Below are 26,480 nucleotides of genomic sequence, written 5' to 3' on the forward strand. Positions count from 1 at the left end.
ATGTTTTTGTTCTCCGGCTGATGTTTTTGTTCTCCGGCTGATGTTTTTGTTCTCCGGCTGATGTAGCAGCTTCCCCAACAAGTGGGGAGCTGCTCACTACCTAGTTTTATTTTTTAATTCCTTAGAAACTTTCTTCCATTTATTCTTTTCCTCTAACCGGGCTTTTTGATCTCGCTTTCTTTTTTCAAAGGCCAGTTCACGCTGGAGCTTTAAATAACTTTGAAATCGCTCATTAACTAATTCCCCGGATTCTAACGCTTCCTGTACGCGGCAACCAGGCTCTGTATCATGTTGACAATCGGTGAACCGACATTCCTTCGCCAATGCATCGATATCTTGGAATGTCGTTTCGATTGCTGAATCTCCTTCCCACAGTTGCAATTCGCGCATTCCGGGTGTGTCGATTAATAATGCTCCGTTTGGCAGAATAAACATTTCCCGATGTGTAGTTGTATGACGACCTTTACTATCAGCTTCCCGGATATCATTGGTTTCCTGCACAGTACCACCGAATAATTTGTTCACTAATGTGGATTTCCCAACACCGGATGACCCTAGTAGCGCAACAGTCTTTTGTGCTGGTAAATATTCCATTAATTCTTCCATGCCTTCTCCGGTTATACTGCTTATTGCAACAATTGGAACGCCCATCGCAACTTCTTCCACTTGAACAGTTATCCGTACCACATCTTCAGGCGTCGACTCATCTAGTTTTGTAAGCACTACAACGGGGGAGGCACCACTTTCATAGGTAGCCAAAATATATCGTTCAATTCTGCGTACATTTAAATCATGATTAAGTGAATTCACAATAAAAACCAGATCCATATTTGCAGAAACAATTTGTCCCTCGGTTTTCAATCCTGCAGCTTGTCTGACAAACTGACTTTCACGGGGGAGAACACGCTGAATAACAGCTTTTCGTTCATCCAATAATTTCTGCGCCTCAACCCAATCACCAACTGCAGGGAAATCGAGCGCAGTAGTTGCTTGATTTAAAAATTTTCCACTCAAATGTGCAAAATATTCCATTTCCCCATCAGAAATACGATAACTATTTTTCTGTACAGCTATCACGCGTGCTAATTTGCCTTTTTCCACATCTTGAACGGAGACATCGACATCTCTTCCCCATCCAAGTTTTTCAATACTATTCAAATACATTTTCCTCCTTACGATTGGAGGAAAAGTCCACATTAAGCTGACCATTCCTCCATTTTGATCTGTGTGTTCAGGTTTTTAAAGATTTGATAAGTTAACATCATAAAACACCACTCCTTTCAAAATAGATGAATAAAATATTCTTATTACACAGTCTATATCGGTTATTATTCCAAAATATTTAAATCTTTCTAACAAAATAATGTAATTCATGCTCTATGCGAAATCCGGCCGATTGATACAAACCGATTGCCTGATCATTATCGGCTGCCACACATAGTTGAATTTCATTGATGGAATCAAATGTAAAAAGCCACTTAACAGCTGTTGATAATAAGTTTTTCCCGTAACTATTTCCTCGATACACTGAGTCGACTCCAATGAATTCAATCGACCCTTCTCCATATTCCGGATTAGCTTCAACATAGGCATATCCAGCTAAACGCTCATTATCTTTTACCACAAATACTTTTTGTGTGTCAGTTAACCGGTCAATAATTTCACGGCCGCTAAAATATGTATCTGGGAAAATCTTATCATGCAGGTCTATGAATGAACTGTGATCTTGTTGCGTTAATTCTTGAGCCCAATACTTTGGCAATTTTTCTGATTGATCCCTTTCGAATAGAAGAATAATTTGATCCCTCTTTTGTTCAAAATCAAGCCTTTCAGCAAATTCCATTGCGAGATTATTTTCGATATCGGAAAAGATACTAACGTATTTTATTTCTGGTGGTATGATGCCTAACAGCTCATCCCACAACCAAAAGGCAATATTCGTATCATATTCCGGATCAACAAACGGACCCCATAACTCTGCTTGTGCATCCTCCAGATCAGCATCAAATCCTAGTAAACCAATCATCTTCCCCTCATCAATCACACCTACAAAACTATTTTCATAGGAAACATCAGTAAGATCGGTAGACAAGAAGTCAATAACCTCCTCTACATCTGTTCCACAGTACCCAATGTGATGTTCACTCTGCCGATTTAAATCCACTATAAAATTCGCTGCGTCCTTAATTGACATATCTTTTCCACTAATTTTGTTCATTGGTCTCTCTCCATTAAAGTTTTGAAACAATCTACATACAGTATTCGCCATTAATACAATTAATCCTTCTTAAAACTAAAAAAACAGATGTGCCTATCCACATCTGTTTTCTTATTCTATCGTTTATTCATTTCATTAGGAACTGAGTTATGACGAAGGTTGCGATCTAACCCAGCAATTTGCTCCATATCCGTTTCGCTAAGTTTAAAATCAAATACATTTAAATTTTCTTCCATGCGAGACGGTGTTACTGTTTTTGGAATAACAACGACATCAGATTGCAAGTGCCAGCGGAGAATAATTTGTGCTGGTGTTTTTCCATACTGATTGGCCAGCTCTTGGATAACACTGTCCTGCAAAACGTCAGTACCATTCATTAACGGACTGTATGCTTCTACCCGAATACCGTGCTTCCTGCAGAATTCTTTCAATTCCTTCTGTTGTAAATATGGGTGACATTCTACTTGATTAACAGCCGGAACAACATCACATTCATCCATTATCCGCTCTAAGTGTTCGATATCAAAGTTACAAACTCCGATCGCCTTAGTACGCTCATCTTTATAAAGCTTTTCTAATGCTTTATATGTTTCAACATATTCATCATATTTTGGTGTTGGCCAATGAATTAAGTAAAGATCCACATAATCCAGACCAAGTTTCGCAAGACTTTCATCAAATGCCTTTAGCGTATTTTCATAGCCTTGATCACTATTCCACACTTTTGTAGTAATGAAGAGATCTTCACGCGAGATATTGCTATTTGCCAATGCTTCTCCAACACCACGTTCATTCCCATAGACTTTTGCAGTATCGATCAGACGATAACCGGTTTCTAACGCTTTTTTTACTGAAGGTGCCGCTTCTTCATTTGGAACCTTCCATACACCATAACCTAGCTGCGGCATACGGAGGTCATTGTTTAGGGTAATGTATTGCATGGACTTACTTCCTTTCTTCAATTATTTATTCTTTAAGCTTATCGTTGAATAGGTTCATCTTCAAGAAATTGAATTATTGCCTAAATAAGAAAAGCGCAAGCGCCCTTACAGGCTAAAAACGCGACGTCCTGTCGCAACGCCTGCACTAGCACGTCCTGTGCGTTGTAACAACGTACAAACTGGAGCACTCTGGGACTGCACTCCGTTAGTCCCACCAAAATGACTCGCAATGAGATAAAGGAAACATGCCACTAAAAAAGGGGGATGCCGGCGCCTGAGCGCAAGCCGGTTTTAGTCGGCCTTCCTTCAAATCTAAGCCGATGTTGACTTATCGTAGTGCATTGAATACTCCCCTCAAATAACAACACACGAAGAAAAAGCGAATTAATTTTTTCGAGGAGAGGAGTGTGAAGTTTGAGACTGCGCTAAATGCTCGTCCCACCGAAAAGATCTGCTAGTTGCTGGGCGCTGGAGCTGGACATGGCCTACTCCGGGACTACGATTACTCATTCCCCCACCGAAAACCCTTGCCATGAACTTAATTGCGCCTGAATTTTTATACTTTCCTAGCTTTTTAAGAAATGCAAAAGTTGACCCGACCGTACTACAACTGTTTGCGTTTTTATCAATTCACACAGTAAAATTTCCATACACCGCGTCCGTCACTCTTTGTAACTCATTTGGGTTCAGCTCTACTTGCATTCCTCTTTTTCCGGCAGAGAAGATAATGGTATCCAGTGATTCAGCCTGTGCTGCCACATAAGTTGGAAAATGTTTTTTCATTCCAATCGGGGAACAACCACCGCGAATGTAACCTGTCGTGTCTTCCAGTTCCTTCATCGGCAACATTTCAACTTTTTTATTGCCACTGACTTTAGCTAATGCTTTCAAGTCCAGTTCGCTTTCAGATGGGATACAGGCAACAGTAGGACCTGATTTATCACCAATCGTCACCAGCGTTTTGAAAATCTTCTCATGTGGCTTATCAGCCCGATCTGCAGCTGAAATCGCATCTAAATGTTCTTCATCCCAAGCGTATTCATGTACGTCATAAGTAATCTTTTCTTTATCTAATATCCGCATTACATTTGTTTTCTGGATTCTTTTCTTTTTCATCTTAGATTCCTTCCTTTGGATGACCATCTATATCGAGCTGTATTTGCACACATCTTATCCTATAGTAAGCTAATTATAATTACACAAATCATCTTTCCTTTATTATATTAAGAGGTGTATTTATGTCAAAACGGCAAGCAATACAGAGTTTGACTAACTTGGGGAAGGCACTTGATAACTTGAAGAAGCATTAGATGAAGATACCAATTTAACATTTAAACAGGCGCAAGATTCGTCTTGCGCCTGTTTTTCTACTTTCTATCGTGCATTCATTTCACTCGGCTCAGGCCCTTTACGCTGATTACGGTCAAGCTCGGCCATTTTCTGCATATCTCCATCACTCAATTCGAAATCGAACACATCGAAGTTTTCCTCAATGCGTGATGGTGTTACAGATTTCGGAATCACGATGTTGTTATATTGCAAGTGCCAGCGAATAATAACTTGTGCTGGTGTTTTACCGTGTTGATCTGCAATCGCTTTTACTTCAGCACTATTTAAAACATCTCCTCCGCTCATCAGTGGACTCCATGCTTCTAAGTAAATATCATGTTTTTCACAGAAATCTTTCAGTTCTTTTTGCTGTAAGAATGGGTGGCATTCAACCTGATTTACAGCTGGTACCACTTCACACTCATCCAACAAGCGCTGTAAATGTTCAATATTGAAGTTACAAACACCAATTGCTTTCACACGACCATCTTTATATAGCTTTTCCATTGCCTTATATGTCTCTACATATTCATCATATTCAGGTGTTGGCCAATGAATCAAATAGAGATCCACATAATCCAATCCTAGTTTTTCTAGACTTGTATCAAATGCCTTTAGTGTATTTTCATATCCTTGATCACTATTCCAAACCTTTGTTGTAATAAAAAGATCTTCTCGTGGCACATCACTATTTGCCAATGCACGCCCAACCCCAAGCTCATTTTCATATACTTTTGCTGTATCAATTGAACGAAATCCAACTTCCAGTGCTTTAGTTACCGATGGTGTTGCTTCCTCATCCGGTACTTGCCATACACCGAATCCTAATTGTGGCATCTTCAAGCCATTGTTTAGTGTAACGTATTGCATTTCATCGACTTCCTTTCTTGCTGTAGTGTAGTTTAGTTTACCATAACCCTTTATTAGAAAAAAGCGTTCAAAACAAGAAGCACATCTTGATTAGGAAGTTGAAAATGAAAACATTAGCGAAAACAATTACTAACTAACACAGGTCCAATTTAGTTATTACGTTTTTCTCTGGCAAACGTATAGCTACCTTCGTATCTAGTCAACTTTTTGTCAGCCAGCCAATAAGTAATCGGAAACAATTGATTCAAAAAATAGCGATCATGGGAAACAGCAATGATGGTTCCAGTAAATTGCGTAAGCGCCTCCTCCAGCACTTCTTTTGATTCAATATCCAAGTGGTTAGTCGGTTCATCCAGGATAAGCAGATTGTGATTCTGATGAACTAATTGCGCCAATCGTAACCGCATTTGTTCCCCACCGCTCAAGCTTTTAACCTTTTGAAATACTGTTTTTCCGTAAAAGAGGAACTTGGCTAGTATCCCGCGAGCTTCTCCTTCCGTCACATGGACCTGATCCCGGAATTCGTCCAATATTGACCGCTCACCATTCAACTCAAGCATATGCTGGGAGAGGAATCCAACTGATAAATTGCTGCCTGATTCTATCATCCCCTCATCAGCCTTCTCCATTCCTAAAATCATCTTCAGTATAGTTGACTTTCCGCTTCCATTCTCACCTACAATCGCAATCCGCTCCTGAAAACGCACATGCATATTAACTCTGGAAAACAGTTCCTTTTCATCGAATCCCTTCGATACATTTTCCATAACAAACACATCTTTACCACTGCGTTTATCCATCTGAAAATCAAGATCAATTTTTCTCTGTTCTAATATTGGTCTTCTCATGATTTCCATCCGAGCGAGTGCTTTCTCCATACTTTTTGCTCGGCGATGAAGCCCATCATTAGGCGGATTTGCTTGATTGGCCCACTCTTTCAGCTTTTTAATCGTGTCTTTCATCTTTTTTATTTTCTTTTGTTGATCCTGATATTGTTGAAATTCCCGTAATAATCGAGTCTCACGTTCCTTTACATAATCCGTGTAGTTGGTCGAATAACGAATCAGCTCGCCTTGATCCATTTCGAAAATGGATGTTACGGTCTCATCTAAGAAATATCGGTCATGCGAGACGATCATGACTGTTCCCGCATATTGCTTGATAAAATCCGTCAGCCATTCAATCGCTGGTAGATCCAAATGATTGGTTGGTTCATCAAGTAGAAGTAAATCGGGCTCTGTTAATAACAGTTTGGCTAGCCCAACCTTTGTACGTTCACCGCCACTTAATTGTTGCCATTTCTTTTCAGCTAAATCGGTTAGTTGCAACCCACTCATGATCCGTCTTATCCGAGAATCAATTTCATACCCTCCATCTTCTTGGAACTTTTCCTGCATAATTCCATATTTTTCAATAATACGTTCTAGTTTATCTGGGTCTGTTTCGTGCGACATGGATTGTACTAAATCTACCATTTTCCTTTTTACTTCATTAGTAGATGAAAAAACATCATACAGAATTGCCTCGACTTTCTCCACTGGATCTACCTCTGGGGATTGTTCTAAAAGTCCGACCTTTAATCCCTTTTTCCAAGTAATAGTCCCTACTGCCGGCTCAGTCTTCCGTGCCAGCAAATCAAGTAATGTTGTTTTACCTTCTCCATTTCTTCCAATTAAACCGATTCGATCCCCTTGGTTTATTTCACATGTTAAATCACTAAAAATCATATTCGCACCAAATGTCTGTGTTACGTTCTGTAAGCTTGAAACAATCATCTTCTCTTCCTCCGTATTGAAGAGATCTTACCCTTTTAAAAACTCGAAAAAAAAGACGACAGAGCAAACAACTCCACCGTCTTTTTAGCAATTCCGTTCGTGGATAGATGTCTCTTACTGGTATTTTTTCCATATATTTCTATTAAAAAAGTACACACTTGTCCCTTGAATGGAAATATCGGAAAAAATTGCATAACGCATCCAAAGGTATTCTTTGAACTTGGTTATGCCGCTACCAGTATGAATCATCTTATCCACCTCCTTTTTTGAATTATAATTAGTTTATTAGAAAAATTTCACGAAGTCAATGGCTAGAAGTAAACTTAGATTAGTGTGGAGACAAATGGATAGTTAATGTACCAAAACGTAATTAGCTTTCACCAGGGAATTTAACGGCGATAATAACTAAATCATTTCCAATACGCTTGTAATAAATTTTAAATTTGTTAAGAACTACTCTAAACGCACCCTTATATTTACCTTTTCAACTACAAATCTCCTACTGATCATTAAATTAAAAAGTGCTTTCTCTAATATAATTCCGATGTGAAACGTCTCGATCTAAACGATAATAACTTATTTTTCACAGGCGATGGCCAAATTACCTTCATTTTTGAAAATCCTCTTTTGATAAGGACTTTAATAAATCAGAAGTTGTTTGAGCATCACCTCTCTCATAGGCCTCAAGACTTTCGTGGATCATCTTCTTTAAATCTCCATCATTTTCGATTTCGTCTTGTAAAGAGCTATCATCGTTCTGATAAACCAGGGTAAACTTTCCTTTCTCAGGTACTAAGAACTGTAAAATGGAATTTTCTCTATCCATTTTGTTAAGTTCAGAAAATAGTTCATTAGCGGTCTTTATATTCTTCATTGTAGGAACCTCTCTCCTTGTTATTATCAGTTTACTTCGATAATAAGTTATTTGCAATTTACTGAATGGCTATAAAAATTGCATTTGAGGTGCTTTTTCATCAAAAATATCAATTCCCATACAACGACGAATTATATTTCCGTTTTTTATGAAGGAAAAACATCATTATAATTAGAATATATCAATATAACAAAATATTTTTTTCGGAGGAGAAACTATGTCATTCCAATTCATACTAAACGAAGCAACCATTAGCGACATGCAACAGGCCATGGAATCCGGCAAACTGACGTCAAAACAACTGACCATAATGTACCTAGAGCAAATCGCCAAATACAATAACACCAGCCAAAAAATAAATGCCGTTCTTGAGATTAACCCTGATGCATTGCATATCGCCGAAGCACTTGATACGGAAAGGGAAAAAGGCAACATTCGCGGACCACTTCATGGAATCCCGATTTTATTGAAAGACAATATCAGTACGGGTGATAAGACGCATACTACTGCAGGATCACTTGCACTTGCAAACCATTATGCCACTGGGGATGCTTTTATCACGAAAAGGCTTCGAGAAGCAGGGGCAGTACTGCTAGGGAAAACCAATTTAACCGAATGGGCAAATTTTATGGCAGCGAACATGCCTAACGGATTTAGCTCCATAGGTGGGCAAGTGTTAAATCCTTATGGGCCTGGGAAATTTGATGTGGGTGGATCTAGTTCCGGATCTGGCGCCGCAATCGCTGCAAATTTTTCTGCCGGAGCAATCGGTACGGAGACAAGTGGATCAATTATAAGTCCGGCAAGCAGTAATTCATTGGTTGGAATTAAACCTACAGTTGGGTTAGTTAGCCGCACTGGTATCATCCCAATTGCAAATAGCCAAGACACAGCTGGTCCAATGACACGAACAGTAGAAGATGCAGCCATTTTGCTTGGTGCACTAGCAGGAGTTGATGCAAATGATCCAGCAACAGAAATAAGTAAGGAGATCGTTACGGATTACACACCGTTTCTAAATGAGAGCGGGCTAAAATCCAAACGTATTGGCGTGTCACAGCAACATCTTAAGCACTTCACCGATGATGAAATAGCTATTTTTAATAACGCATTAGCGAAAATGAAAAAATTAGGCGCAGTAATCGATGATTCTATTAAACTTCCGGTTGACCTTCCACAGTCAAGTGTCATGTTCCACGAGTTTAAAAATGGATTAAACGCATATTTGGCGGATCTATCGTCAAATGTCCCTGTTCACTCTCTAACAGACGTGATTCATTATAATTACACACATGCTAAGGAAGCGCTAAAATACGGCCAAACCGTATTACTAGAATCCGAGGCAAAAAGTGGATTGCTGACAGAGGAACAATATATTATAGACAGGTTATCGGATCTTAGACTATCCCAGGATGAAGGAATTGATAAGGTCATAACGGAGCATAATCTGGATGCATTACTCTTTATCAATCATGGTGGCTGTGATATTGCAGCAAGAGCAGGTTACCCTTCCATCACCATTCCAGCCGGTTATACAACAGGTGGCAGGCCAGTAGGAATAACGTTTACAGGTCACGCGTTTTCGGAGTCGCAACTGATAGAATTAGCCTATGCGTATGAACAAGCAACGAAACATAGGAAAGCGCCTATATTGAGATGATAAACTTTAAAACTGTGGTCTACGGGACATGGGGACAGGTTAGGTGTCCCAGTTGAGTTTTGAGGCGGGACATGGGAAGACGGGTGGGACACTTAACCTGTCCCCATGTCCCAGTCCCAAACAATCGCACCTTTCTGCTCATCGTGGTTGATCTGTACGTCAAAATTGTGCTTGCTGTAGAAATACTCTAGTCGGTTAACATGGTCGAAGTCTCGCTTTACAATGTCCCCTGTTATATATTGGACATTTTCGTCACGGGCCATCTCTTTAAGATGCTTCATCAGGACAGATCCGTATCCTTTATTTTGCTCCCCTTTTATATCCGCAATATGCAGCGTATCGTCTCCTTTAAACTCAACCTGAATTGCGGAATGCCACTTACCACGATAGGAGGAGTTACAGTCATGTAACATCAATTGAAAAGTATCTTCCTTTTTATCTGCATAAATCACGACCAATTGCTCATCTCTAGCCCGATCAATGCTAATAACTTCTGACTTTTTAGCAATTTGTTTCATATTGTTTTGCATCCTTGCTAATTGTACTTCTAGTGTATCCAATTCTTCTTTTATTTCCGTTTTATCTTTTTCCTTTTCCAAAAAGGCCGAATAAGTCATTTATCTCACCTGCCAACTTAAATTCATTCCGTTTCAATGCACACAATTTGCTATTCTACTAGAATAATTGCTTTGATTTCAAGTGTTAGAAAATTATGTTTCCGAAAATAAAAATAGTACTTAATACTTAGACGAAGTATGCCGATATAATAAAAAAATGTGTTTTTGGGGGGATTGTATGAAGAAAAATAAGGTAAAGAAACCAAAGGCAACTAAAAAGACTGAAAAGGTACGTAATTGGCATAATATGACGATTGGCAAGAAATATGTGACTGTTTTTTTGCTGACAGCGGTCCTGTTTTTAATTGCCGGTGGTATCGTATATTTACAGTTATATAAAGGACAGCAAGATATTGATGCCATAGAAAGAAGAAGTGCACGCACGAATGACATGTCCAAAATGGCTGAACTTATCCAAGCAAAAGATGTACAAATTGCGGACTTTATTATTACTGGTAACGAAAAATACGTCAATGAATTCAAAAAGTACCAAAAACAATTTAATACGCTAGAGAGTAAGATTGAGCCCAAAATGGATACAGAGAAACAAAAAGAGCTGTTTGCTGAGATTCAAAAAGCGGATCAAAAGATTAATGATATGTTTCTAAACGATTTGACTGCGTCCATTGATTCTGGTCAGGAGTACATGACACAATCACTAAGGGATCAATCAAGCACGTTGAGGATGAAGAACACAGAACGAATGGGCGAATTAATGGAAATTGTGAATCAGTCACAAACAAAGGCTGTTCATAGTGCAAAATCCAATATGACCTACAGTATTGTAACACTTGCTATAGCAATCGCATTAGCAATAGGAGTCGGGATTCTTTTGATGATTGTTATCAGTAGAAGGATAACAGGTAATTTAAAGAAGGTTGTCGGTATCACATCACAAGTAGCAAATGGAAATTTGTTAATTGAATCAATGGATTATCATGGCAAGGATGAAATTGGGCAATTATCCAATGCAGTGAATCAAATGAAAGATAACATCCGTAACATTCTAGTTAAGGTATCATCCGCTTCTGAATCTGTTTCATCTAGAAGTGAAGAATTGACGCAATCATCCAACGAAGTAAAAGAAGGAAATGAGCAAATTGCTACAACGATGCAAGAAATATCATCCGGTGCGGAAACACAAGCAAACAGTGCATCAGATCTGTCAGAGAACATGAATGACTTTGTACAGAAAGTGCGTATTTCGGAACAAAATGGGCAAGAGATTGCTACAAATTCAGACAATGTCCTTGCACTAACAACAGAAGGTGCAAACATGATGAAAAAATCTGTTGATCAAATGAAGCGAATTGACACGATTGTTACGGAAGCAGTTGATAAAGTACAGGGATTGGACAAACAATCCGATCAAATTTCCAAATTGGTCCTTGTTATTAAAGATATTGCTGATCAAACGAATCTTTTATCACTGAATGCAGCAATTGAAGCTGCTAGAGCAGGTGAACATGGGAAAGGATTCGCAGTTGTTGCCGATGAAGTAAGAAAACTTGCCGAACAGGTAACAGATTCCGTTACAGAAATCACAGGGATTGTCACAAATATCCAAACAGAGACAGATAACGTTGTCAATTCTTTAAACACAGGATATAACGAGGTTAAGGAAGGAACTGGCCAAATTGAGGCCACCGGTAAAAGTTTTGAAACAATCAATGAATCCGTGTCCGATATGGTTCATAAAATCTCTGAAATTTCAACCAACCTAAAAGATATTGCGGAAAACAGTAACGATATGAACAATCTAATCGGGGATATTGCTTCTGTTTCAGAGGAATCAGCAGCTGGTGTTGAACAAGCAGCAGCATCTGCACAACAAACATCCAGTTCAATGGAGGAAGTTTCAAGCAGCGCTGATGAGCTAGCTAAACTAGCAGAACAGCTTCATGATGAATTAAGAGTATTTAAACTGTAAATAGAAGGCTGCTTTCGCATAGATTATTGCTAGCTGTCCACAACAATCTTTTATAAAACTTTCAATAGGAAAACAGCTACTTCTCAATGAAGTAGCTGTTTTCCTATTTATTCTTCCCATGATACAAAAAGCAGTCCATCGTATGATCATTCACCATTCCAGTAGCCTGCATGAATGCATAACAAATGGTCGGTCCAATGAATTTAAATCCACGCTTTTTCAAATCCTTGCTCATTTGTTCTGATTCCTTAGTCGCAGCAGGAACTTCAGCATGTGTAGCCAAGTCATTTAAAATAGGCTTACCACCAACAAACTGCCATATATAAGAATCAAACGTGCCAAACTCCTCCTGCACCTGCAAAAAAGCTTGTGCATTTGTTATAACTGAATGGACTTTCCGTTTGTTCCGGATTATTCCTTCATCCTGGAGTAACCCATTTATTTTACTTTCATCATATGCACTTACAACTCTCGGGTCAAAATTATCAAAGGCGACACGATAATTTTCCCGTCTTTTTAAAATCGTAATCCAGCTTAATCCTGCCTGTGCCCCTTCTAAACAAAGCATTTCAAACAATTCCCGATCATCATGGGTTGGCCTTCCCCATTCATCATCGTGATAATCAATATAAATTTGATCTGATGTTGCCCATTCACAACGCTTCTTCATTGTTTGTATTCCCCATTCTATGTTTACTCAGCATCCTTTTCTACTTCGTTTTCTTCATAGGATATCCAATCACTGAAACTCCCAGGATATAGTTTCACATTTTCATAACCAGCCAATTTTAACGCTAATACGTTGGGACAGGCTGACACACCAGACCCACAAGAGACAATGATCTCATCATCTTTGGAAAGTGCCGCAAAATGAGAAGCTAGCTCCTTGTCCTTCTTCCACAATCCGTTTTCATCAAGTACATCTTTCCAAAAGTAGTTTTTTGCCCCAGGTATGTGACCAGCTTTTGCATATAATGGTTCCGTCTTACCTAAGTACCGATCGTTTGCACGCGAATCCAGCAAGATAGCTGACTCACTTTTCAGCTTTTCCTTTACACCATCGATATGAACAACTTCATTTGTAAGTACGGATGGTTTAAATTGTTTCACCGATGGGACTGGGATCTTATTCGTCGTTACATGGCCTTGTCGCACCCAACCTGTTAAGCCGCCGTCTAAAATATGTGACTGTTCATGACCGGCATACTGAAGTAGCCACCATAATCTTGCTGAAAACATGTCGTTATCCTGATCGTAAATGACAACAGCTGTTTCATTGTCAATGCCGATCTCACCCATTTTTTCCGCAAAGTCGTTCATATCAGGCAATGGATGGTTGCCCCCATGCTCTTTCACAGGTCCTGATAGATTTTTGTTCAAATCCAAGTAAACCGCACCAGGGATATGAGATTTTTCATATGCTGTTTTCCCTGCTTTCGGATCAGTCAGGGAAAATCGGACATCAATAATTACTGTACTTTCCGGATGATTCTTCAAGCGTTTTACCAACCAATCAGAAGATACCAAAACTGACATGAAAATCCCTCCATTTCTTATTTCCATCATAACAATTTAGCCATGTAATATTCATCCTTGAAAACTCCTTCAATACATAAGGAATGTTTTTTCACACCTTCTATCACAAACCCAGCTTTTTTATATAGGCGAATCGCTGCGTCATTTTCGATAACAACCGTTAGCTCTAGACGATGCAGTCCGTGCTCCCGTGCCCATTTCTCTGCCTTTGTAAAAAAGGCTGTACCAATTCCTTTCCCGCGTTGTTCCCTAAGAATTCCGATAACCAAATAGGCACTATGTCTTGTCCGATTCACCTTACCACCAACAACTAAAAAGTAGCCAACCAATTTATCCGATTCTTCGGCGACTAAAATTATTGAATTGTGCTCATTAGTGAAAGTTGCGATCATTTTCTTCAGCGATTCCTCCGTTGTTTTTCGTTCATTTGCGTCATGTAGCATATACTTACTTTCACTATCCACCTGTTTGATCAATTGCAGTAATGCTTCTTTGTCATGTTCCTTAACTTCTCTGATCATCGCTTTCCACCTCACCTTCCCTACCTAAAAAACAGTTCGACAAACGTGATGCTGATACCTTTTCATTACAAAAAATAATCTACCTTGTGATATGCTTATTTTAGGAAAAGTGTTCAAAAAACTCCAAATTAGAAGAAAGAACATCGAAGTGATGCGGGATTCAGCAGCGAAGAAACAAACCAACCAAGAAATTCATCGCTTTCATTTGGTGGCTTTTTGAACAGCCTTCAGAAAAAGGAGATGACTGAAAATGAAAGACGAACTAATCAAACGGTTCACTACATATGTTAAAGTGGATACACAGTCAAACGAGGATAGTGAAACAACCCCATCAACCCCCGGCCAGTGGGATCTTTTAAACATGCTTGCCGATGAGTTGAAGCAAATTGGTATGTCCGATGTAACGATCGATGATAATGGGTATTTGATGGCGACGCTACCTGCCAATTCGGAAAAAGATATTCCAACGATTGGGTTCCTTGCCCATGTAGATACAGCAACAGACTTTACCGGAAAAAATGTCAATCCACAAATCATCGAAAACTTTGATGGAAACGATATCGCGCTTAACAAGGATGTTACGTTATCAGCTAAAGACTTCCCGGAACTGCCTAGTTATAAAGGGCATACATTAATTACAACTGATGGAACAACATTACTTGGAGCGGATGACAAAGCTGGTGTCACTGAAATTATGACGGCAATGGCATATCTAATTAACCATCCAGAAATAAAACATGGAAAAATCCGTATTGCTTTTACACCAGATGAAGAAATTGGCCGCGGACCACATAAATTCGATGTGGACCGATTCAATGCTTCTTTTGCCTATACAATGGACGGCGGTCCCCTTGGTGAACTGCAATATGAAAGCTTTAATGCTGCTGCAGCGAAAGTTACTTTTAAAGGAAACAGCGTACATCCCGGAACAGCAAAAAACAAAATGATTAACGCAGGACGTTTGGCAGCTGAATTTATCACCAAATTCCCAGAAGCAGAAACACCAGAGCAAACGGAAAAATATGAAGGATTTTACCATCTAATTTCGGTAAATGGTGATGTAGAAAATACCAATGTCTCCTATATTATTCGCGATTTCGACAAAGACAATTTTGCCAAACGAAAAGAAACAATGGAAGCGAATGTACAAGCAATGAAGGACAAATACGGAGAAAATACAGTGAAATTGGCCATGAAGGATCAATACTACAATATGGGTGAGAAAATAAAACCGGTAAAAGAAATTGTTGATATCGCATATCAGGCAATGGAAAATCTAGATATTAAACCAATCGTTCAACCGATTCGCGGTGGTACGGATGGATCCCAGCTATCCTACAAGGGACTACCAACACCTAACATTTTCGCTGCCGGTGAAAACTTCCATGGTAAATTCGAATATGTCTCCGTTGACAATATGGAAAAAGCGACAAATGTAATTGTAGAGATTTGCAGATTGTTTGAAGAACGGGGTTAAGCTATTTGCTGTCAGGCTCTCCAGCCGCCCCCGGAAAGCGAAGTGTATTTCCGTAGCGGTAATTACCGCTGATTTTATTTCAACTACGAAATTATAAAGCGACAAACTTTACGAAAAGGGTTTTTTGTGAAAAATTACTCATAACGTTTCCTCCATCCTCGTGCTATAATAGTAGACGGTAAATTTAGCACGAAAAAGGGAGATTTTATTCAGATGGTTAAAAAGTCGCTGCCCGTCTTCATCATGGTGATCATGGGTATTTTCATTCTAACAGCATGTACAAATGAACAACAATTAGACCAGAGTGAAAAAAAGGATAACGACGGTACAAAGAACACAGAATTAGTACTGCCAGATCCTCAATTAAAAGAAGGTTCGAAGGGTGAGGATGTAAAACAATTAAACAGCATACTCGCTAAAATTGGCTACACAATCACTGAAAGCAACACGTTCGATTCTGAAACAAAACTAGCAATCAAAGACTTTCAATCACAGCAAGTTAAACTCGCCGCGACTGGCATTTATGATCAGGACACAAAAAAATGGCTAAAGAAAGCATTGGATGGAACATTTAAGATAGAACCCGGGAATGGATTCACAAAAGAGGATGTGACAGCCAGCAAAGCTGAAACCATTACGGTAACAAATCCGAAAGATACGCTTGTCCTGGTGAATAAACATCACGCATTACCAGCTAATTTTGAACCGGAAGATCTTGTTATTCCAAATGTCCGCTTTCCGTTCACAGAGGATATACCCAAAAAATATATGCGCAAAGAAGCAGCTGGTGCACTTGAGAAAATGTTTGCTGCTGGTGATAAAGCTGGAATAGATTTATTTGCGCAATCAGGCTATCGTTCATATGACAGACAGCAGAACTTGTTTGATGCCTATGCTGCAAAAGATGGTATGGAAGCAGCAAACAAATATAGTGCACGACCTGGTGAAAGTGAGCATCAATCCGGACTGACAATGGACATTACAAGCCCTGACATAGACTATCAGTTAACGATTGAATTTGGTGACACCGATGAAGGAAAATGGGTCAAAGACAACGCACACAGATTCGGATTTATCATCCGATACCCAGAAGACAAAGAAGCAATCACTGAATATCAATATGAACCATGGCATTTACGCTACGTAGGGAAAGATGCCGCAACAGTTATTTATGAAAAACAGATCACGCTTGAGGAGTACTTAGGCGCAGTGTAAAACAGGAAAAGGTCCTGCATCCGTTTGGGTGCAGGACTTTTTTATTTCCTTAGAGGGAAGCCGTAATAACTTTAATCATACGTGCTGATGTAAATGTTTTTGAATGAAATTGATTGTTTTTGGTTGTTTTATGTAACTGCTCCCCTTATAATAAAGTTATTAAAGGAAAAAAGGATGCTGCATAATGCTCACGACCGAACGATATGAAATGATTTTGCAATTACTAAGAGAGAAACAAACCATAACCCTTCAAGATATTATTGATGCTACATCTGCTTCCGAGTCAACCATAAGACGGGACCTAACAGAACTTGAAAGCCAACAAAAATTAGAGCGTATTCATGGTGGCGCAACACTAACAGAACGTAAATTGCAGGAATACAGCATTTCCGAAAAATCATCCAAAAACCTTCAAGATAAAATTACAATTGCAACTTATGCAGCTGAACTTGTAGAAGAAGGTGATTGTATTTTCCTTGATGCTGGGACTACAACATTACAAATTATCCCTTTTCTGCAAAACAAAGATGCTGTTGTTGTAACCAATGGACCAACTCACCTAGATTCACTAATGAAACACGGGATTACCACCTATTTAACTGGTGGGTTTGTCAAATCAAAAACAAGTGCACTAATCGGTCAACAGGCGGTACAGTCCCTACAAAATTATCGATTTGACAGATGTTTCCTAGGTGTCAATGGCTTTCATCCAGAATACGGGTACACAACTCCCGATCCTGAAGAAGCGCATGTGAAACAAGTTGCAAGTTCTCTGGCTAAGGAAGTTTACGTACTGGCCGACTACACGAAACTAAATAAGGTGAGCTTTGCAAAAATAATCAACTTGAATGCAGCAGAATTGATTACAAATAGTATCGAACAACAGGAACTATTCGCACTATCTCAAACGACAAAGGTGGTAACAACATGATTTATACATGCACAATAACCCCATCAATTGATTACACCGTTTATCTACCGGAATTCCATACTGGTGAATTAAACCGTAGCAAAGACGTGTACTATTATCCGGGTGGTAAAGGAATTAATGTTTCCCGAGTGCTGAAAAGGCTCGGTAAAAACAGTACCGCCTTGGGATTCTCTGGTGGTTTTACTGGTGGATATATTACCGACTTTTTAGAACAAGAAGGAATTCAAACCGATTTTATACCCACCTCAGAAATCACACGTATTAATGTCAAAATTAAGGCAGATAAAGAGTCCGAATTAAATGGGCCAGGCCCTGTAATTACACCGGAACAGCAAGAAGCATTACTAGCTAAAGTTAAGACATTGCGTGAAGGAGATTGGTTTATTTTAGCTGGTAGCTTACCTGATTCCATTGCCCAATCCTTTTATCAGGAAATGGCGGATATATGTAAACATAATAACGTACATTTCGTCCTTGATACATCTGGTTCAGCACTGAAAAATTTAATCAAAACAAAACCATTTTTAATAAAGCCCAATCAACAGGAACTTGGTGAATTATTCGATACAGAAGTCACAAGCATTGCCAAAGCAGTCCAACTTGCAAAACAAGTTGTAGAAAAAGGTATACAGCATGTGATTGTCTCGATGGGTGGCGACGGGGCTATTCTAGCAGCAAAGGATCATGTTTTCATTGCAAAGGCCCCAAAAGGAGCTGTCGTCAATACGGTAGGTGCCGGAGACTCACTCGTTTCTGGTTTTATTGCTTCCTATTTAAATGATGACGATCCCATCAAGGCGTTTCGTTATGGTGTAGCAAGCGGCAGTGCAACAGCATTTCAGACGGATTTATGCCAAAAGGAAGATGTGATAAAACTTTTGGATAGCGTTCAAATTATTCCATTCCAAGATTAGGATGTGATCTCAGTGAAAATTACTGACTTATTAAAAGAAGATACAATAAAATTGGATTTACAGGCAACTTCCAAATCTGAAGTATTGTCCGAATTAGCTGACCAACTTAACAGAGCTAATCGGCTAAACGATAAGGATGCATTTCTTAAAAACATTTTTGAACGTGAAGAACAAAGTACTACTGGTGTTGGTGAAGGGATTGCTATTCCCCATGCTAAAACTGCAGCAGTCAAAACACCAGCCATTGCGTTTGGTCGTTCTTCAGACGGGATAGATTATGACGCACTCGACGGGCAACCCGCTCATCTTTTCTTTATGATTGCGGCGAGTGAAGGAGCAAACAATGCCCACTTAGAAGCACTATCACGTTTGTCAACATTTTTAATGGATCCAAAATTCCAAGAAAAAATGTACCAGGCTACAACGAAAGCGCAAATTTTGGAAGCGGTCAATGCCAAAGAAACAGAATTAGATGGCCCTGAAGAAGCAGACGAAACTACTAGTAACATTTTAGCCGTAACAGCTTGTCCAACAGGGATTGCGCATACGTATATGGCTGCAGAGAAGTTATCCGAAACTGCAAAAGAAATGGGAATTACCATTAAAGTAGAAACGAATGGATCGAGTGGTGTAAAAAATCGCTTAACAGATCAGGAAATCGCTGACGCTGATGCTATTATCGTTGCTGCTGATACAAAGGTAGAAATGGAGCGATTCAGCGGAAAGATCGTTATCGAAACAGGTGTCGGAAAAGCTATTCATGAAGCGAATGACTTATTAAATCGAGCTATAAATCAAGATGCACCGTTATATCAAGGGGAAGGCACAAAAGAGAAGTCGAAGTCAACTGACAAAGAGCAGAAAAGTGGCTTTTATAAACATTTGATGAATGGTGTTTCGAACATGCTGCCATTTGTCGTTGGGGGCGGAATTTTAATTGCCTTATCCTTTTTCTGGGGAATTAACTCCGCCGATCCGGACAGCTCGGAATACAATGCGTTTGCTTATATGCTGAATACAATTGGTGGCGGAAAAGCCTTCTTCCTAATGGTTCCTGTACTTGCCGGCTTCATCGCTTCTAGTATTGCCGATCGTCCTGGTTTTGCACCAGGTATGGTTGGTGGTTTAATTGCTACAACCGTTACGGGAGCAGAAGGTGCTGCAGGTGGTTCCGGATTTCTCGGTGGACTTATCGCAGGTTTCCTCGCCGGTTATGTCACATTGCTCGTCAAAAAGGCATTCGAAAAATTACCAGATTCATTGGAAGGCTTAAAACCGGTCCTATTCTTCCCATTGTTTAGTGTTGCAATTACCGGATTAATCATGATGATAATCAACCCACCATTAACGAAAATTTACACAGGCCTAACAGCATTTTTAGAAGGCATGGGTGGTACAAACCAAGTACTGCTTGGAATTATCTTAGGGGCAATGATGGCCGTTGATATGGGTGGCCCCGTCAACAAAGCCGCCTACACATTCGGCATTGCCATGTTAGATGCACAAAACTATACGTTTATCGCAACAGTAATGGCAGCCGGGATGGTACCACCACTTGGCATGGCACTTGCAACAACGTTATTTAAAAAACGCTTTACCAAACAAGAACGCGAGGCAGGAAAAACATCTTACGCACTTGGAGCTTGTTTTATCACGGAAGGTGTTATTCCATTTGCCGCAGCCGACCCAGCCCGGGTAATTCCATCCGCTATGGTTGGAGCTGCTGTCACAGGCGGACTATCGATGCTATTTGATATCGGACTCCGCGCACCACACGGCGGTATTTTCGTAATCGGATTAGTCGATGGCGGCCTTGGAAAAGCGTTACTATATCTATTAGCAATTATCATCGGATCTATTGTCACAGCCCTACTCGTTGGGTTGTTAAAAAAGAATATCGAAAATGCAGCATAAAAGTAATCGAGCACCATCGGGTATGGTGCTCGATTTTTTATTCGGGGGCTTTCCGCGTTCATTCGGCGACTTTCTCCGTTTGTCCGGCGACTTTCCGCTTTCTTCCGGCGACTTCTCCCTCTCTTCCGGCGACTTTCCGCTTTCTTCCGGCGACTTCTCCCTCTTTTCCGGCGACTTTCTCCGTTTGTCCGGCGACTTTACCGTTTTTATAACGTGAACACCCCTAAAACGGCTTGGTGATCATCAACGCAATCACGATTAAAAAAATAACATTCTCTATTCGTTCATAAAAAAATAACTTCTTCGATAAAACATAGTACTCGTCTGGAATGTCATCACCAGTATAACTCTTCAGCAATGCTTTGATCGGCTTCGACCTTGGTGACAGAACAGTTGGGCCAAAACCAAGTGCGATTAAGAAAAGTATTAAACTTGTTACATACCAACCAGCATGGAATAGATACGGGTTCAAAGCTCCCATCCATAACCCGGTTACGAGTAACAATGTCCCCCCGACCATCACAAAAATGTGTAGCCGATTTCGTATCGCATAAGCGTGGCGTAATTCCGACATCGTAGTTGCCTTTGTTACAATATAAATCATGACAAAACCAGGTCCCATTCCTAATATTGCAGAAAAAATATGTATAAAGACTAGAAACATATAGAATGTCACGGGTTATTTACCTCCAACTAACAAAATCTACCTATATTATTATCATACACTAACTAGCACTATGTAGCGCTGTGACATTCGCCACTATCCATAATTTTTTTTGTAAAAGCTTTGTGTCTTGAATTGTTGTTTAATGGCAATTTCCATTCTTACCGATTTATCGGTGGGTAACACTTTTTATTGGTACCCGCCTCATCTTGCGTTGGTTTCGGTGAGTTTACTGCTTCAAATCATCAAGTTTTTCTCTAATCGACTTTATTTTTTCAAGTGTTTGCCTTTGCTCTACCTCATCATCCATCGCATCCATTGTCAGTAATTGCGTCAGTTTAAGTTCGAACTCGCGGATTTCATTTTCCTTATGCACATCCTGCTTTCTCAACATTTTATGCTCTAGAAAGGAATCATAATCCCCATGATAGTCAACAATGTCACCATTACCTAGTTCAATAAATCGATTTGCTACTCTTTTTATTAAATATCGATCATGAGAAACAAGCATGATCGCCCCGGGGTAGGAAGCTAATACCTCCTCCATCATTTCTTTTGTATCCACATCTAAAAAATTCGTTGGCTCATCCAGGACAAGAAGGTTTGCTTCACTGAAATACAAATGAAGAAATGCGACACGGCATTTTTCTCCCATGCTTAGATCGTTAATTTTTTTGAATACAGTTTCTCGTGAAAATAAAAAGCATCCAAGTATGGTCCGTGCCTCTGATTGCGTCATGCCCGGCAATTCCAGCATGCTATCAAGGATTGTTTTATCGCCATCTAAATTGTCTAGCTCTTGGGCAAAGTAGCCAATTTTTGTTTGTGGATTATACATCACCGCCCCTTGCATTGGTTGTAGTTTGCCAATAGCGAGTTTCAGCAGTGTCGATTTACCAGAACCGTTTGGGCCAACAACAGCAAGACGATCCCCTCTATTTACGGATGTTGTAAAATCGGAAAAAAGCATTTCTTTGTCATGATAGGAAAACGTGACATTGTCGATATGCAAAAGTCGTCTTGCCGAAAATCCACTTCCTTCCAAGTTTAACTGCAGTTGCTTATCGGATTGCGGTTTCGCTACTCGATTTGTTTCCAACCGTTCTAATTCCTTTTCCTTTGCTTTAAATCGGGACACATTCTTTTTCGCTTTTGACCGTGCAAAATCGTTCTGTCCTGCAGCTTTATGAGCTTGTTGAAACCACCGCTGATACCGCTGGATAGTTTGCAGCAGTTCCTCTCGCTTTTGCTTCTGTTTCCGGTAAAGGGTTTCCTGGGTTTGCTGTTCTATTTCCTTTTGTCTGCGATAGTCTGTATACCCACCGGCATATCGCCTGCATTCATCCGAGGTAAGTTCATAGATTTGATGTGCTGTTTTGTCTAAAAAGTACCGATCATGGGAGACAAATAGTACTGCTCCGGAAAAGTTTTGCAACCATTCTTCCAGCCACTCCATTGTCTCTTTGTCCAAATGATTTGTCGGCTCATCCATCAAAATGCATGCCGGGTTCTGCATCATCAGACGGGCTAACTGTACACGTGTCTTCTGCCCACCACTTAACTGCTGAAAGGAATTTTCCCATGTTAACTCATCTAGGTTAACCTCTTGTAGGCACCTTTCTACTTCACTTTCAAGGTTATATCCGTCCAATGTTAAAAACTGATTATAAATCGTATTATATTGTTCTAGTAATTCAGTATTAGAATTGTCCAATTGTCCTTGAATTTGTTCAAGTTCTTTTTTTAAGTAATAGCGTTTTTTTGCAGCCGATTGAACATAATCAATCACCGTAATGGATGGATCAACATTCGGTTCCTGTTCAAGCATACCCCATTGCTCTAGTGGAATAAACCGCGTTATGTCACCATCCTCGAATTGTAACCGTTCAAGCAATCCATTTAATAATGTCGTTTTCCCTGAACCATTCCGTCCAAATAATGCGATATGCTCCCCCTTTTTAAGTTCTAGATCAATATCATTAAATAGTGTTTTTCCGTTCCATTCCTTCCGAAGTCCCTTTGCTTTAAAAATAAACATATCCATTCCCCCACTCATTTTTTTCATAAAAAAACACAGGATTCTGTCCTGTGAATGAATGCAATGGAGACATGGATATACCAAAATAAAAGCGGTGGATAAAACAGCCGAGTGGTCGGTCAAAACACACCTTGGCTATCAAAGTTCCGTAAAGTACGGTTATCCTGCAAAAAGTACACACGTATCCCATTTGTTTCATTCACAGAAACGTTATCTTGATACTATTCTCAAGATTAATTGGAATAAACGTGGGTTTACTTCATCGCAGGATAGAACCCCCTTCATGTATTATTGCTTTTATCATAACGATGTGAATTGTTACTGTCAATAGTTTCTAGAAATTATGATTGTTCCTTCCAAATTTTCATCGGATCCTTTTGTCCGTCACTTAGTGGCATTTGTTTCATTTTTATTGATCGTTCTTCCTTTGCCTTTTGCAAATCCTCATAAATTGCCTTTGACTTTCCCAATCCCGCTTCAACCGCATCATCGACTGAATTGCAGTAATAGACCTGATCAATCCCGGCAAAACTCATGGCAGTTAAACACATTAGACATGGTTCACCGCTTGCATACATGGTATACCCCTCTAAAACAGTCGTATGCATCTTTTTCTGTGCACGTCTTATTGCCATCATTTCCGCATGCCCACTTACGTCAAAACGCTTATGTAATTCGTTCACCCCTTCTGCCACAAGATGGCCATTTTTGACTAATACAGCTCCGAACGGCTGACCACCTTCCTGCACATTTTCTGTTGCCAATTCAATAGCACGTTCCATGAATTTATCCATCATGCATCCGCCTTTATTTTTGACTTGCCTGCATTATATCATTACATAATGAATTTTACGTTTCTTTTAAAAAATGAAACTATTCCGTTAGAATAACTGCATTTTCTAGCTTAAATTTCATCCAATTTCACCGTCACCATCCGAAAATGACCCAATTCAGGCTGATTGACAACCACATTTAAACCAAAACTTTCTAATCCGCCAATCAGCGGCTGGCTTGGTGTGGCAAATGGATTTCGAATATCGTCCCTACTGGAGCTTGCTTTACAATCAAAAATTTCATTTCACGGATGCTCCCCCTTAAGAATCCGCTCACGAACATCAATGACAGCTCGCTTTCCTTCCAACTGCACATCTAGCAATTTATTCACCACGATCTACCATAGGAATTTGGTTCACTACTTAACATTTCATAACAAGAATGGAAACATCGCTTAATGCTTTCAGTGCATGTCTTTCTTTTGGATCCATATGCAGAATCGTTTCTGCATTAATGGTGTGTGTCTCATTATTTATTGTGAATTCCACACTACCGCTTTTCACAAAAATGAACACGTGCTTTGGTGAATCATGTTCTTTTACTATTTCACCTTCCATAAGTTTGATATGCATAATTTCCCGTTCATCATCGCGGAAAACTCTTTTAGCTTCCACTGGCTTCGTTAGTTCATGTGAAACAGAAATAAGTTCCATTTAGGTCACTACCCCTCCAACAATTTTATAGTTCCTAGTTTAATCACCCATAGTATATCTAAAACATCCATGAAATAACGTGATGATCATCACACTTAATTTATATTTATGAGACGCTTTCCTTTTCAAAATTTTTATTCCTTTTAATTTCGCATGATATAAACTGTGTACTAATTACCGCTACGGAAATACACTTCGCTTTCCGGGGGCGGCTGCTGAGCCTCCTCGTGCTAACGCACTGCGGGGTCTCACCGATGCCTTTCCTCCCCCAGGAGTCTCAGCGTATTTCCTCCGCTGGGTATAGTGCGTTGCAATTTCCAACATCTATTGCTGGATCAAATAACAAAAATTATAGTCCATTTTTAATATAATTGATTTTCGTTTCGGGTAGTCGACTCCTCGAAAAAGAAAAGCACTTTTCCTTCGTACGATGTATCGCTGTCGAAGCTTTCCATGTCCTATGGGGTCTTCAGATGGTTCCTTTTCCCATTGGATTCCCGCATTTTCCCGAGCCTTAGAATAACTTCCTAATCAAATGAGAAGAAAACCATGAAACATTGATACAATAACTACTCTCTAACCAGAAAACCACTACCAGCGGAGGCAGAATACTTAGACTCCTTGAAAATACAGATCCATTTTCTACGTGCGATGTAACGCTGCCGAAGCATTCCTTGTCCTGTGGGAACAGCACGTGTCCGAAGACCCCGCAGTAAGCGCACTTTGCTTCCAAGGGGGCTGAGGCCGTGCCCACGGAAAGCGAAGTATTCTGCCGTAGCGGGTTAATGCACTCAGACCCATTAAAGTTAGAGATAGCATCGCGAAAAAACTTTTCACTAATATCCACTGTTTGCAGAAAACAACAATCTTTTATAAGCTAGCTATTTTCCAAAAAGTAAAGAAAAACTAATCTTTTTTGATTTAAATTACCTTTTCGGTTACACTTACTTTAATTGATAATAATTATCATTTATGCATTGAAATGACATAGGAGATGATTTAGTGGAAGAAGTAAAAGAACAAACTACGATTGCAAGCGTTATCCGCGAACGACGATCCGTAAAAAAAGGCTACAATAATAAACCTGTTACAAAAGAAGCAGTATTGGAATTATTAGAAGATGCAATTTGGGCACCAACCCATGGGCTACGACAACCATGGCGCTTTATTTTTGTCGGACCAGAACAAAAACAAAGCTTTGCCAAGCAAGTTGCTACAACCTATCCAAAAGAAAGGCAGGAAAACCGCGAAGAATATCTAAACGAACCAAATGCATTCCTCGCTATCATTATGCAAGTTCCGGAAACCGAAAAACAATACGATGAAAACTTCGGTGCCACCGCAAGTATGATCCAAAACTTTTGGCTGTTAGCATGGGAAAAACAGCTTGGTGTTGTATGGAAAACAAACCCCCACATATACGACCCGAAAATGAAGGAAATCTTAAATGTGGGCGAAGATGAAAAAATTGTTGGCCTTCTACATCTTGGCTATTTTGATAAAGGGCCAGTCAAAAAAGATAGAATTTCGGTTGTTGAGAAGTTTTCGACGTTTAAAGGATAACGTAAG

At 39.7% G+C, this 26,480-nt stretch carries 25 protein-coding genes; 9 read left to right on the forward strand and 16 right to left on the reverse strand.

Features of this window, described 5'->3' with window-relative positions:
* Positions 1-96: 96 nt before the first annotated feature.
* The 8 genes from rsgA to ACW2QC_RS16395 all read right to left on the reverse strand — a co-directional run bounded on the left by rsgA (position 97) and on the right by ACW2QC_RS16395 (position 8,007).
* Positions 97-1,158, reverse strand: coding sequence for a ribosome small subunit-dependent GTPase A (gene rsgA, locus ACW2QC_RS16360; RefSeq protein WP_457545016.1), 1,062 nt, complete (start codon positions 1,156-1,158; stop codon positions 97-99).
* A gap of 184 nt (positions 1,159-1,342) precedes the next feature.
* Entirely contained in the window at positions 1,343-2,218 is an 876-nt protein-coding gene (locus tag ACW2QC_RS16365) for a GNAT family N-acetyltransferase (RefSeq protein WP_457545017.1), read from the reverse strand.
* 116 nt (positions 2,219-2,334) lie between these two features.
* Entirely contained in the window at positions 2,335-3,159 is an 825-nt protein-coding gene (locus tag ACW2QC_RS16370) for an aldo/keto reductase (protein ID WP_457545018.1), read from the reverse strand.
* Between the two features lie 630 nt (positions 3,160-3,789).
* Entirely contained in the window at positions 3,790-4,275 is a 486-nt protein-coding gene (ybaK, locus tag ACW2QC_RS16375) for a Cys-tRNA(Pro) deacylase (RefSeq protein WP_457545019.1), read from the reverse strand.
* 258 nt (positions 4,276-4,533) lie between these two features.
* Positions 4,534-5,358, reverse strand: coding sequence for an aldo/keto reductase (locus ACW2QC_RS16380; RefSeq protein WP_457545020.1), 825 nt, complete (start codon positions 5,356-5,358; stop codon positions 4,534-4,536).
* A gap of 149 nt (positions 5,359-5,507) precedes the next feature.
* Positions 5,508-7,133 (reverse strand): ribosomal protection-like ABC-F family protein, encoded by a 1,626-nt coding sequence (abc-f, locus tag ACW2QC_RS16385; RefSeq protein WP_457545021.1) that lies wholly within the window; start codon positions 7,131-7,133, stop codon positions 5,508-5,510.
* A gap of 114 nt (positions 7,134-7,247) precedes the next feature.
* On the reverse strand, positions 7,248-7,382 hold the full coding sequence (locus tag ACW2QC_RS16390; RefSeq protein ID WP_457545022.1) for an RAxF-45 family protein: 135 nt from the start codon (positions 7,380-7,382) through the stop codon (positions 7,248-7,250).
* A gap of 358 nt (positions 7,383-7,740) precedes the next feature.
* Positions 7,741-8,007, reverse strand: coding sequence for a hypothetical protein (locus ACW2QC_RS16395; RefSeq protein WP_457545023.1), 267 nt, complete (start codon positions 8,005-8,007; stop codon positions 7,741-7,743).
* Positions 8,008-8,224: 217 nt separating this feature from the next.
* On the opposite strand from ACW2QC_RS16395, the gene ACW2QC_RS16400 reads away from it, so the two are divergent.
* Positions 8,225-9,667 carry an amidase family protein gene (locus ACW2QC_RS16400; RefSeq protein ID WP_457545024.1) on the forward strand — a complete coding sequence of 481 codons (1,443 nt, stop codon included), beginning with the start codon at positions 8,225-8,227 and terminating at the stop codon, positions 9,665-9,667.
* Between the two features lie 92 nt (positions 9,668-9,759).
* Here ACW2QC_RS16400 and ACW2QC_RS16405 read toward each other — a convergent pair whose 3' ends face one another.
* Positions 9,760-10,284 carry a GNAT family N-acetyltransferase gene (locus ACW2QC_RS16405; protein WP_457545025.1) on the reverse strand — a complete coding sequence of 175 codons (525 nt, stop codon included), beginning with the start codon at positions 10,282-10,284 and terminating at the stop codon, positions 9,760-9,762.
* Positions 10,285-10,462: 178 nt separating this feature from the next.
* Between ACW2QC_RS16405 and ACW2QC_RS16410 the strand changes: the two genes are divergently transcribed.
* A complete protein-coding gene (locus ACW2QC_RS16410) occupies positions 10,463-12,214 on the forward strand; it encodes a methyl-accepting chemotaxis protein (protein WP_457545026.1) in 1,752 nt (583 codons plus the stop codon).
* Between the two features lie 103 nt (positions 12,215-12,317).
* On the opposite strand, the gene ACW2QC_RS16415 is transcribed toward ACW2QC_RS16410, so the two are convergent.
* Genes ACW2QC_RS16415 through ACW2QC_RS16425 form a run of 3 tightly spaced genes read right to left on the reverse strand, consistent with a single transcriptional unit; the run spans position 12,318 to position 14,271 of the window.
* A complete protein-coding gene (locus ACW2QC_RS16415) occupies positions 12,318-12,884 on the reverse strand; it encodes a DNA-3-methyladenine glycosylase I (protein ID WP_457545027.1) in 567 nt (188 codons plus the stop codon).
* A gap of 23 nt (positions 12,885-12,907) precedes the next feature.
* A complete protein-coding gene (locus tag ACW2QC_RS16420) occupies positions 12,908-13,750 on the reverse strand; it encodes a sulfurtransferase (protein ID WP_457545028.1) in 843 nt (280 codons plus the stop codon).
* Between the two features lie 26 nt (positions 13,751-13,776).
* On the reverse strand, positions 13,777-14,271 hold the full coding sequence (locus ACW2QC_RS16425; RefSeq protein WP_457545029.1) for an N-acetyltransferase family protein: 495 nt from the start codon (positions 14,269-14,271) through the stop codon (positions 13,777-13,779).
* Between the two features lie 250 nt (positions 14,272-14,521).
* Between ACW2QC_RS16425 and pepT the strand changes: the two genes are divergently transcribed.
* The 6 genes from pepT to ACW2QC_RS16455 all read left to right on the forward strand — a co-directional run bounded on the left by pepT (position 14,522) and on the right by ACW2QC_RS16455 (position 20,939).
* Entirely contained in the window at positions 14,522-15,748 is a 1,227-nt protein-coding gene (gene pepT, locus ACW2QC_RS16430; RefSeq protein ID WP_457545030.1) for a peptidase T, read from the forward strand.
* Between the two features lie 213 nt (positions 15,749-15,961).
* The gene (locus tag ACW2QC_RS16435) at positions 15,962-16,963 is read left to right on the forward strand and encodes a D-alanyl-D-alanine carboxypeptidase family protein (protein WP_457545031.1); all 1,002 of its coding nucleotides are present in this window, start codon (positions 15,962-15,964) and stop codon (positions 16,961-16,963) included.
* A gap of 184 nt (positions 16,964-17,147) precedes the next feature.
* The gene (locus ACW2QC_RS16440; RefSeq protein WP_457545032.1) at positions 17,148-17,894 is read left to right on the forward strand and encodes a DeoR/GlpR family DNA-binding transcription regulator; all 747 of its coding nucleotides are present in this window, start codon (positions 17,148-17,150) and stop codon (positions 17,892-17,894) included.
* Positions 17,891-18,808 carry a 1-phosphofructokinase gene (gene pfkB, locus ACW2QC_RS16445; protein ID WP_457545033.1) on the forward strand — a complete coding sequence of 306 codons (918 nt, stop codon included), beginning with the start codon at positions 17,891-17,893 and terminating at the stop codon, positions 18,806-18,808. Before ACW2QC_RS16440 ends, pfkB begins: the two co-directional genes overlap by 4 nt.
* A gap of 12 nt (positions 18,809-18,820) precedes the next feature.
* Positions 18,821-20,722: a PTS fructose transporter subunit IIABC gene (locus tag ACW2QC_RS16450; protein ID WP_457545034.1), complete on the forward strand. Its 1,902-nt coding sequence runs from the start codon at positions 18,821-18,823 to the stop codon at positions 20,720-20,722.
* The gene (locus ACW2QC_RS16455; protein WP_457545035.1) at positions 20,712-20,939 is read left to right on the forward strand and encodes a hypothetical protein; all 228 of its coding nucleotides are present in this window, start codon (positions 20,712-20,714) and stop codon (positions 20,937-20,939) included. The genes ACW2QC_RS16450 and ACW2QC_RS16455 overlap by 11 nt, the downstream gene beginning before the upstream one ends.
* Before the next feature lie 6 nt (positions 20,940-20,945).
* Here the strand turns inward: ACW2QC_RS16455 and ACW2QC_RS16460 are convergent, their stop codons facing one another.
* The 4 genes from ACW2QC_RS16460 to ACW2QC_RS16475 form a co-directional block, all read right to left on the reverse strand.
* Positions 20,946-21,398: a DUF2269 family protein gene (locus ACW2QC_RS16460; RefSeq protein WP_457545036.1), complete on the reverse strand. Its 453-nt coding sequence runs from the start codon at positions 21,396-21,398 to the stop codon at positions 20,946-20,948.
* A gap of 217 nt (positions 21,399-21,615) precedes the next feature.
* Positions 21,616-23,424, reverse strand: a complete 1,809-nt coding sequence (abc-f, locus tag ACW2QC_RS16465; protein WP_457545037.1) for a ribosomal protection-like ABC-F family protein — start codon at positions 23,422-23,424, stop codon at positions 21,616-21,618.
* Positions 23,425-23,765: 341 nt separating this feature from the next.
* Positions 23,766-24,218, reverse strand: coding sequence for a nucleoside deaminase (locus ACW2QC_RS16470; RefSeq protein ID WP_457545068.1), 453 nt, complete (start codon positions 24,216-24,218; stop codon positions 23,766-23,768).
* Positions 24,219-24,620: 402 nt separating this feature from the next.
* Positions 24,621-24,911, reverse strand: coding sequence for a cupin domain-containing protein (locus ACW2QC_RS16475; protein WP_457545038.1), 291 nt, complete (start codon positions 24,909-24,911; stop codon positions 24,621-24,623).
* A 1,002-nt stretch (positions 24,912-25,913) separates the two neighbouring features.
* Here ACW2QC_RS16475 and ACW2QC_RS16480 point away from each other — a divergent pair.
* Entirely contained in the window at positions 25,914-26,474 is a 561-nt protein-coding gene (locus ACW2QC_RS16480; protein WP_457545039.1) for a nitroreductase family protein, read from the forward strand.
* Positions 26,475-26,480 lie beyond the last annotated feature (6 nt).

It is taken from the genome of Virgibacillus sp. FSP13 (genome assembly GCF_054048505.1).

Coding starts and splice junctions, on each gene's coding strand:
- ACW2QC_RS16365 (WP_457545017.1), bottom strand. CDS start 2,218: ATGAACAAAATTAGTGGAAAAGATATGTCAATTAAGGACGCAGCGAAT.
- ACW2QC_RS16370 (WP_457545018.1), bottom strand. CDS start 3,159: ATGCAATACATTACCCTAAACAATGACCTCCGTATGCCGCAGCTAGGT.
- ybaK (WP_457545019.1), bottom strand. CDS start 4,275: ATGAAAAAGAAAAGAATCCAGAAAACAAATGTAATGCGGATATTAGAT.
- ACW2QC_RS16380 (WP_457545020.1), bottom strand. CDS start 5,358: ATGCAATACGTTACACTAAACAATGGCTTGAAGATGCCACAATTAGGA.
- abc-f (WP_457545021.1), bottom strand. CDS start 7,133: ATGATTGTTTCAAGCTTACAGAACGTAACACAGACATTTGGTGCGAAT.
- ACW2QC_RS16390 (WP_457545022.1), bottom strand. CDS start 7,382: ATGATTCATACTGGTAGCGGCATAACCAAGTTCAAAGAATACCTTTGG.
- ACW2QC_RS16395 (WP_457545023.1), bottom strand. CDS start 8,007: ATGAAGAATATAAAGACCGCTAATGAACTATTTTCTGAACTTAACAAA.
- ACW2QC_RS16400 (WP_457545024.1), top strand. CDS start 8,225: ATGTCATTCCAATTCATACTAAACGAAGCAACCATTAGCGACATGCAA.
- ACW2QC_RS16405 (WP_457545025.1), bottom strand. CDS start 10,284: ATGACTTATTCGGCCTTTTTGGAAAAGGAAAAAGATAAAACGGAAATA.
- ACW2QC_RS16410 (WP_457545026.1), top strand. CDS start 10,463: ATGAAGAAAAATAAGGTAAAGAAACCAAAGGCAACTAAAAAGACTGAA.
- ACW2QC_RS16415 (WP_457545027.1), bottom strand. CDS start 12,884: ATGAAGAAGCGTTGTGAATGGGCAACATCAGATCAAATTTATATTGAT.
- ACW2QC_RS16420 (WP_457545028.1), bottom strand. CDS start 13,750: ATGTCAGTTTTGGTATCTTCTGATTGGTTGGTAAAACGCTTGAAGAAT.
- ACW2QC_RS16425 (WP_457545029.1), bottom strand. CDS start 14,271: ATGATCAGAGAAGTTAAGGAACATGACAAAGAAGCATTACTGCAATTG.
- pepT (WP_457545030.1), top strand. CDS start 14,522: ATGAAAGACGAACTAATCAAACGGTTCACTACATATGTTAAAGTGGAT.
- ACW2QC_RS16435 (WP_457545031.1), top strand. CDS start 15,962: ATGGTTAAAAAGTCGCTGCCCGTCTTCATCATGGTGATCATGGGTATT.
- ACW2QC_RS16440 (WP_457545032.1), top strand. CDS start 17,148: ATGCTCACGACCGAACGATATGAAATGATTTTGCAATTACTAAGAGAG.
- pfkB (WP_457545033.1), top strand. CDS start 17,891: ATGATTTATACATGCACAATAACCCCATCAATTGATTACACCGTTTAT.
- ACW2QC_RS16455 (WP_457545035.1), top strand. CDS start 20,712: ATGCAGCATAAAAGTAATCGAGCACCATCGGGTATGGTGCTCGATTTT.
- abc-f (WP_457545037.1), bottom strand. CDS start 23,424: ATGTTTATTTTTAAAGCAAAGGGACTTCGGAAGGAATGGAACGGAAAA.
- ACW2QC_RS16470 (WP_457545068.1), bottom strand. CDS start 24,218: ATGGATAAATTCATGGAACGTGCTATTGAATTGGCAACAGAAAATGTG.
- ACW2QC_RS16475 (WP_457545038.1), bottom strand. CDS start 24,911: ATGGAACTTATTTCTGTTTCACATGAACTAACGAAGCCAGTGGAAGCT.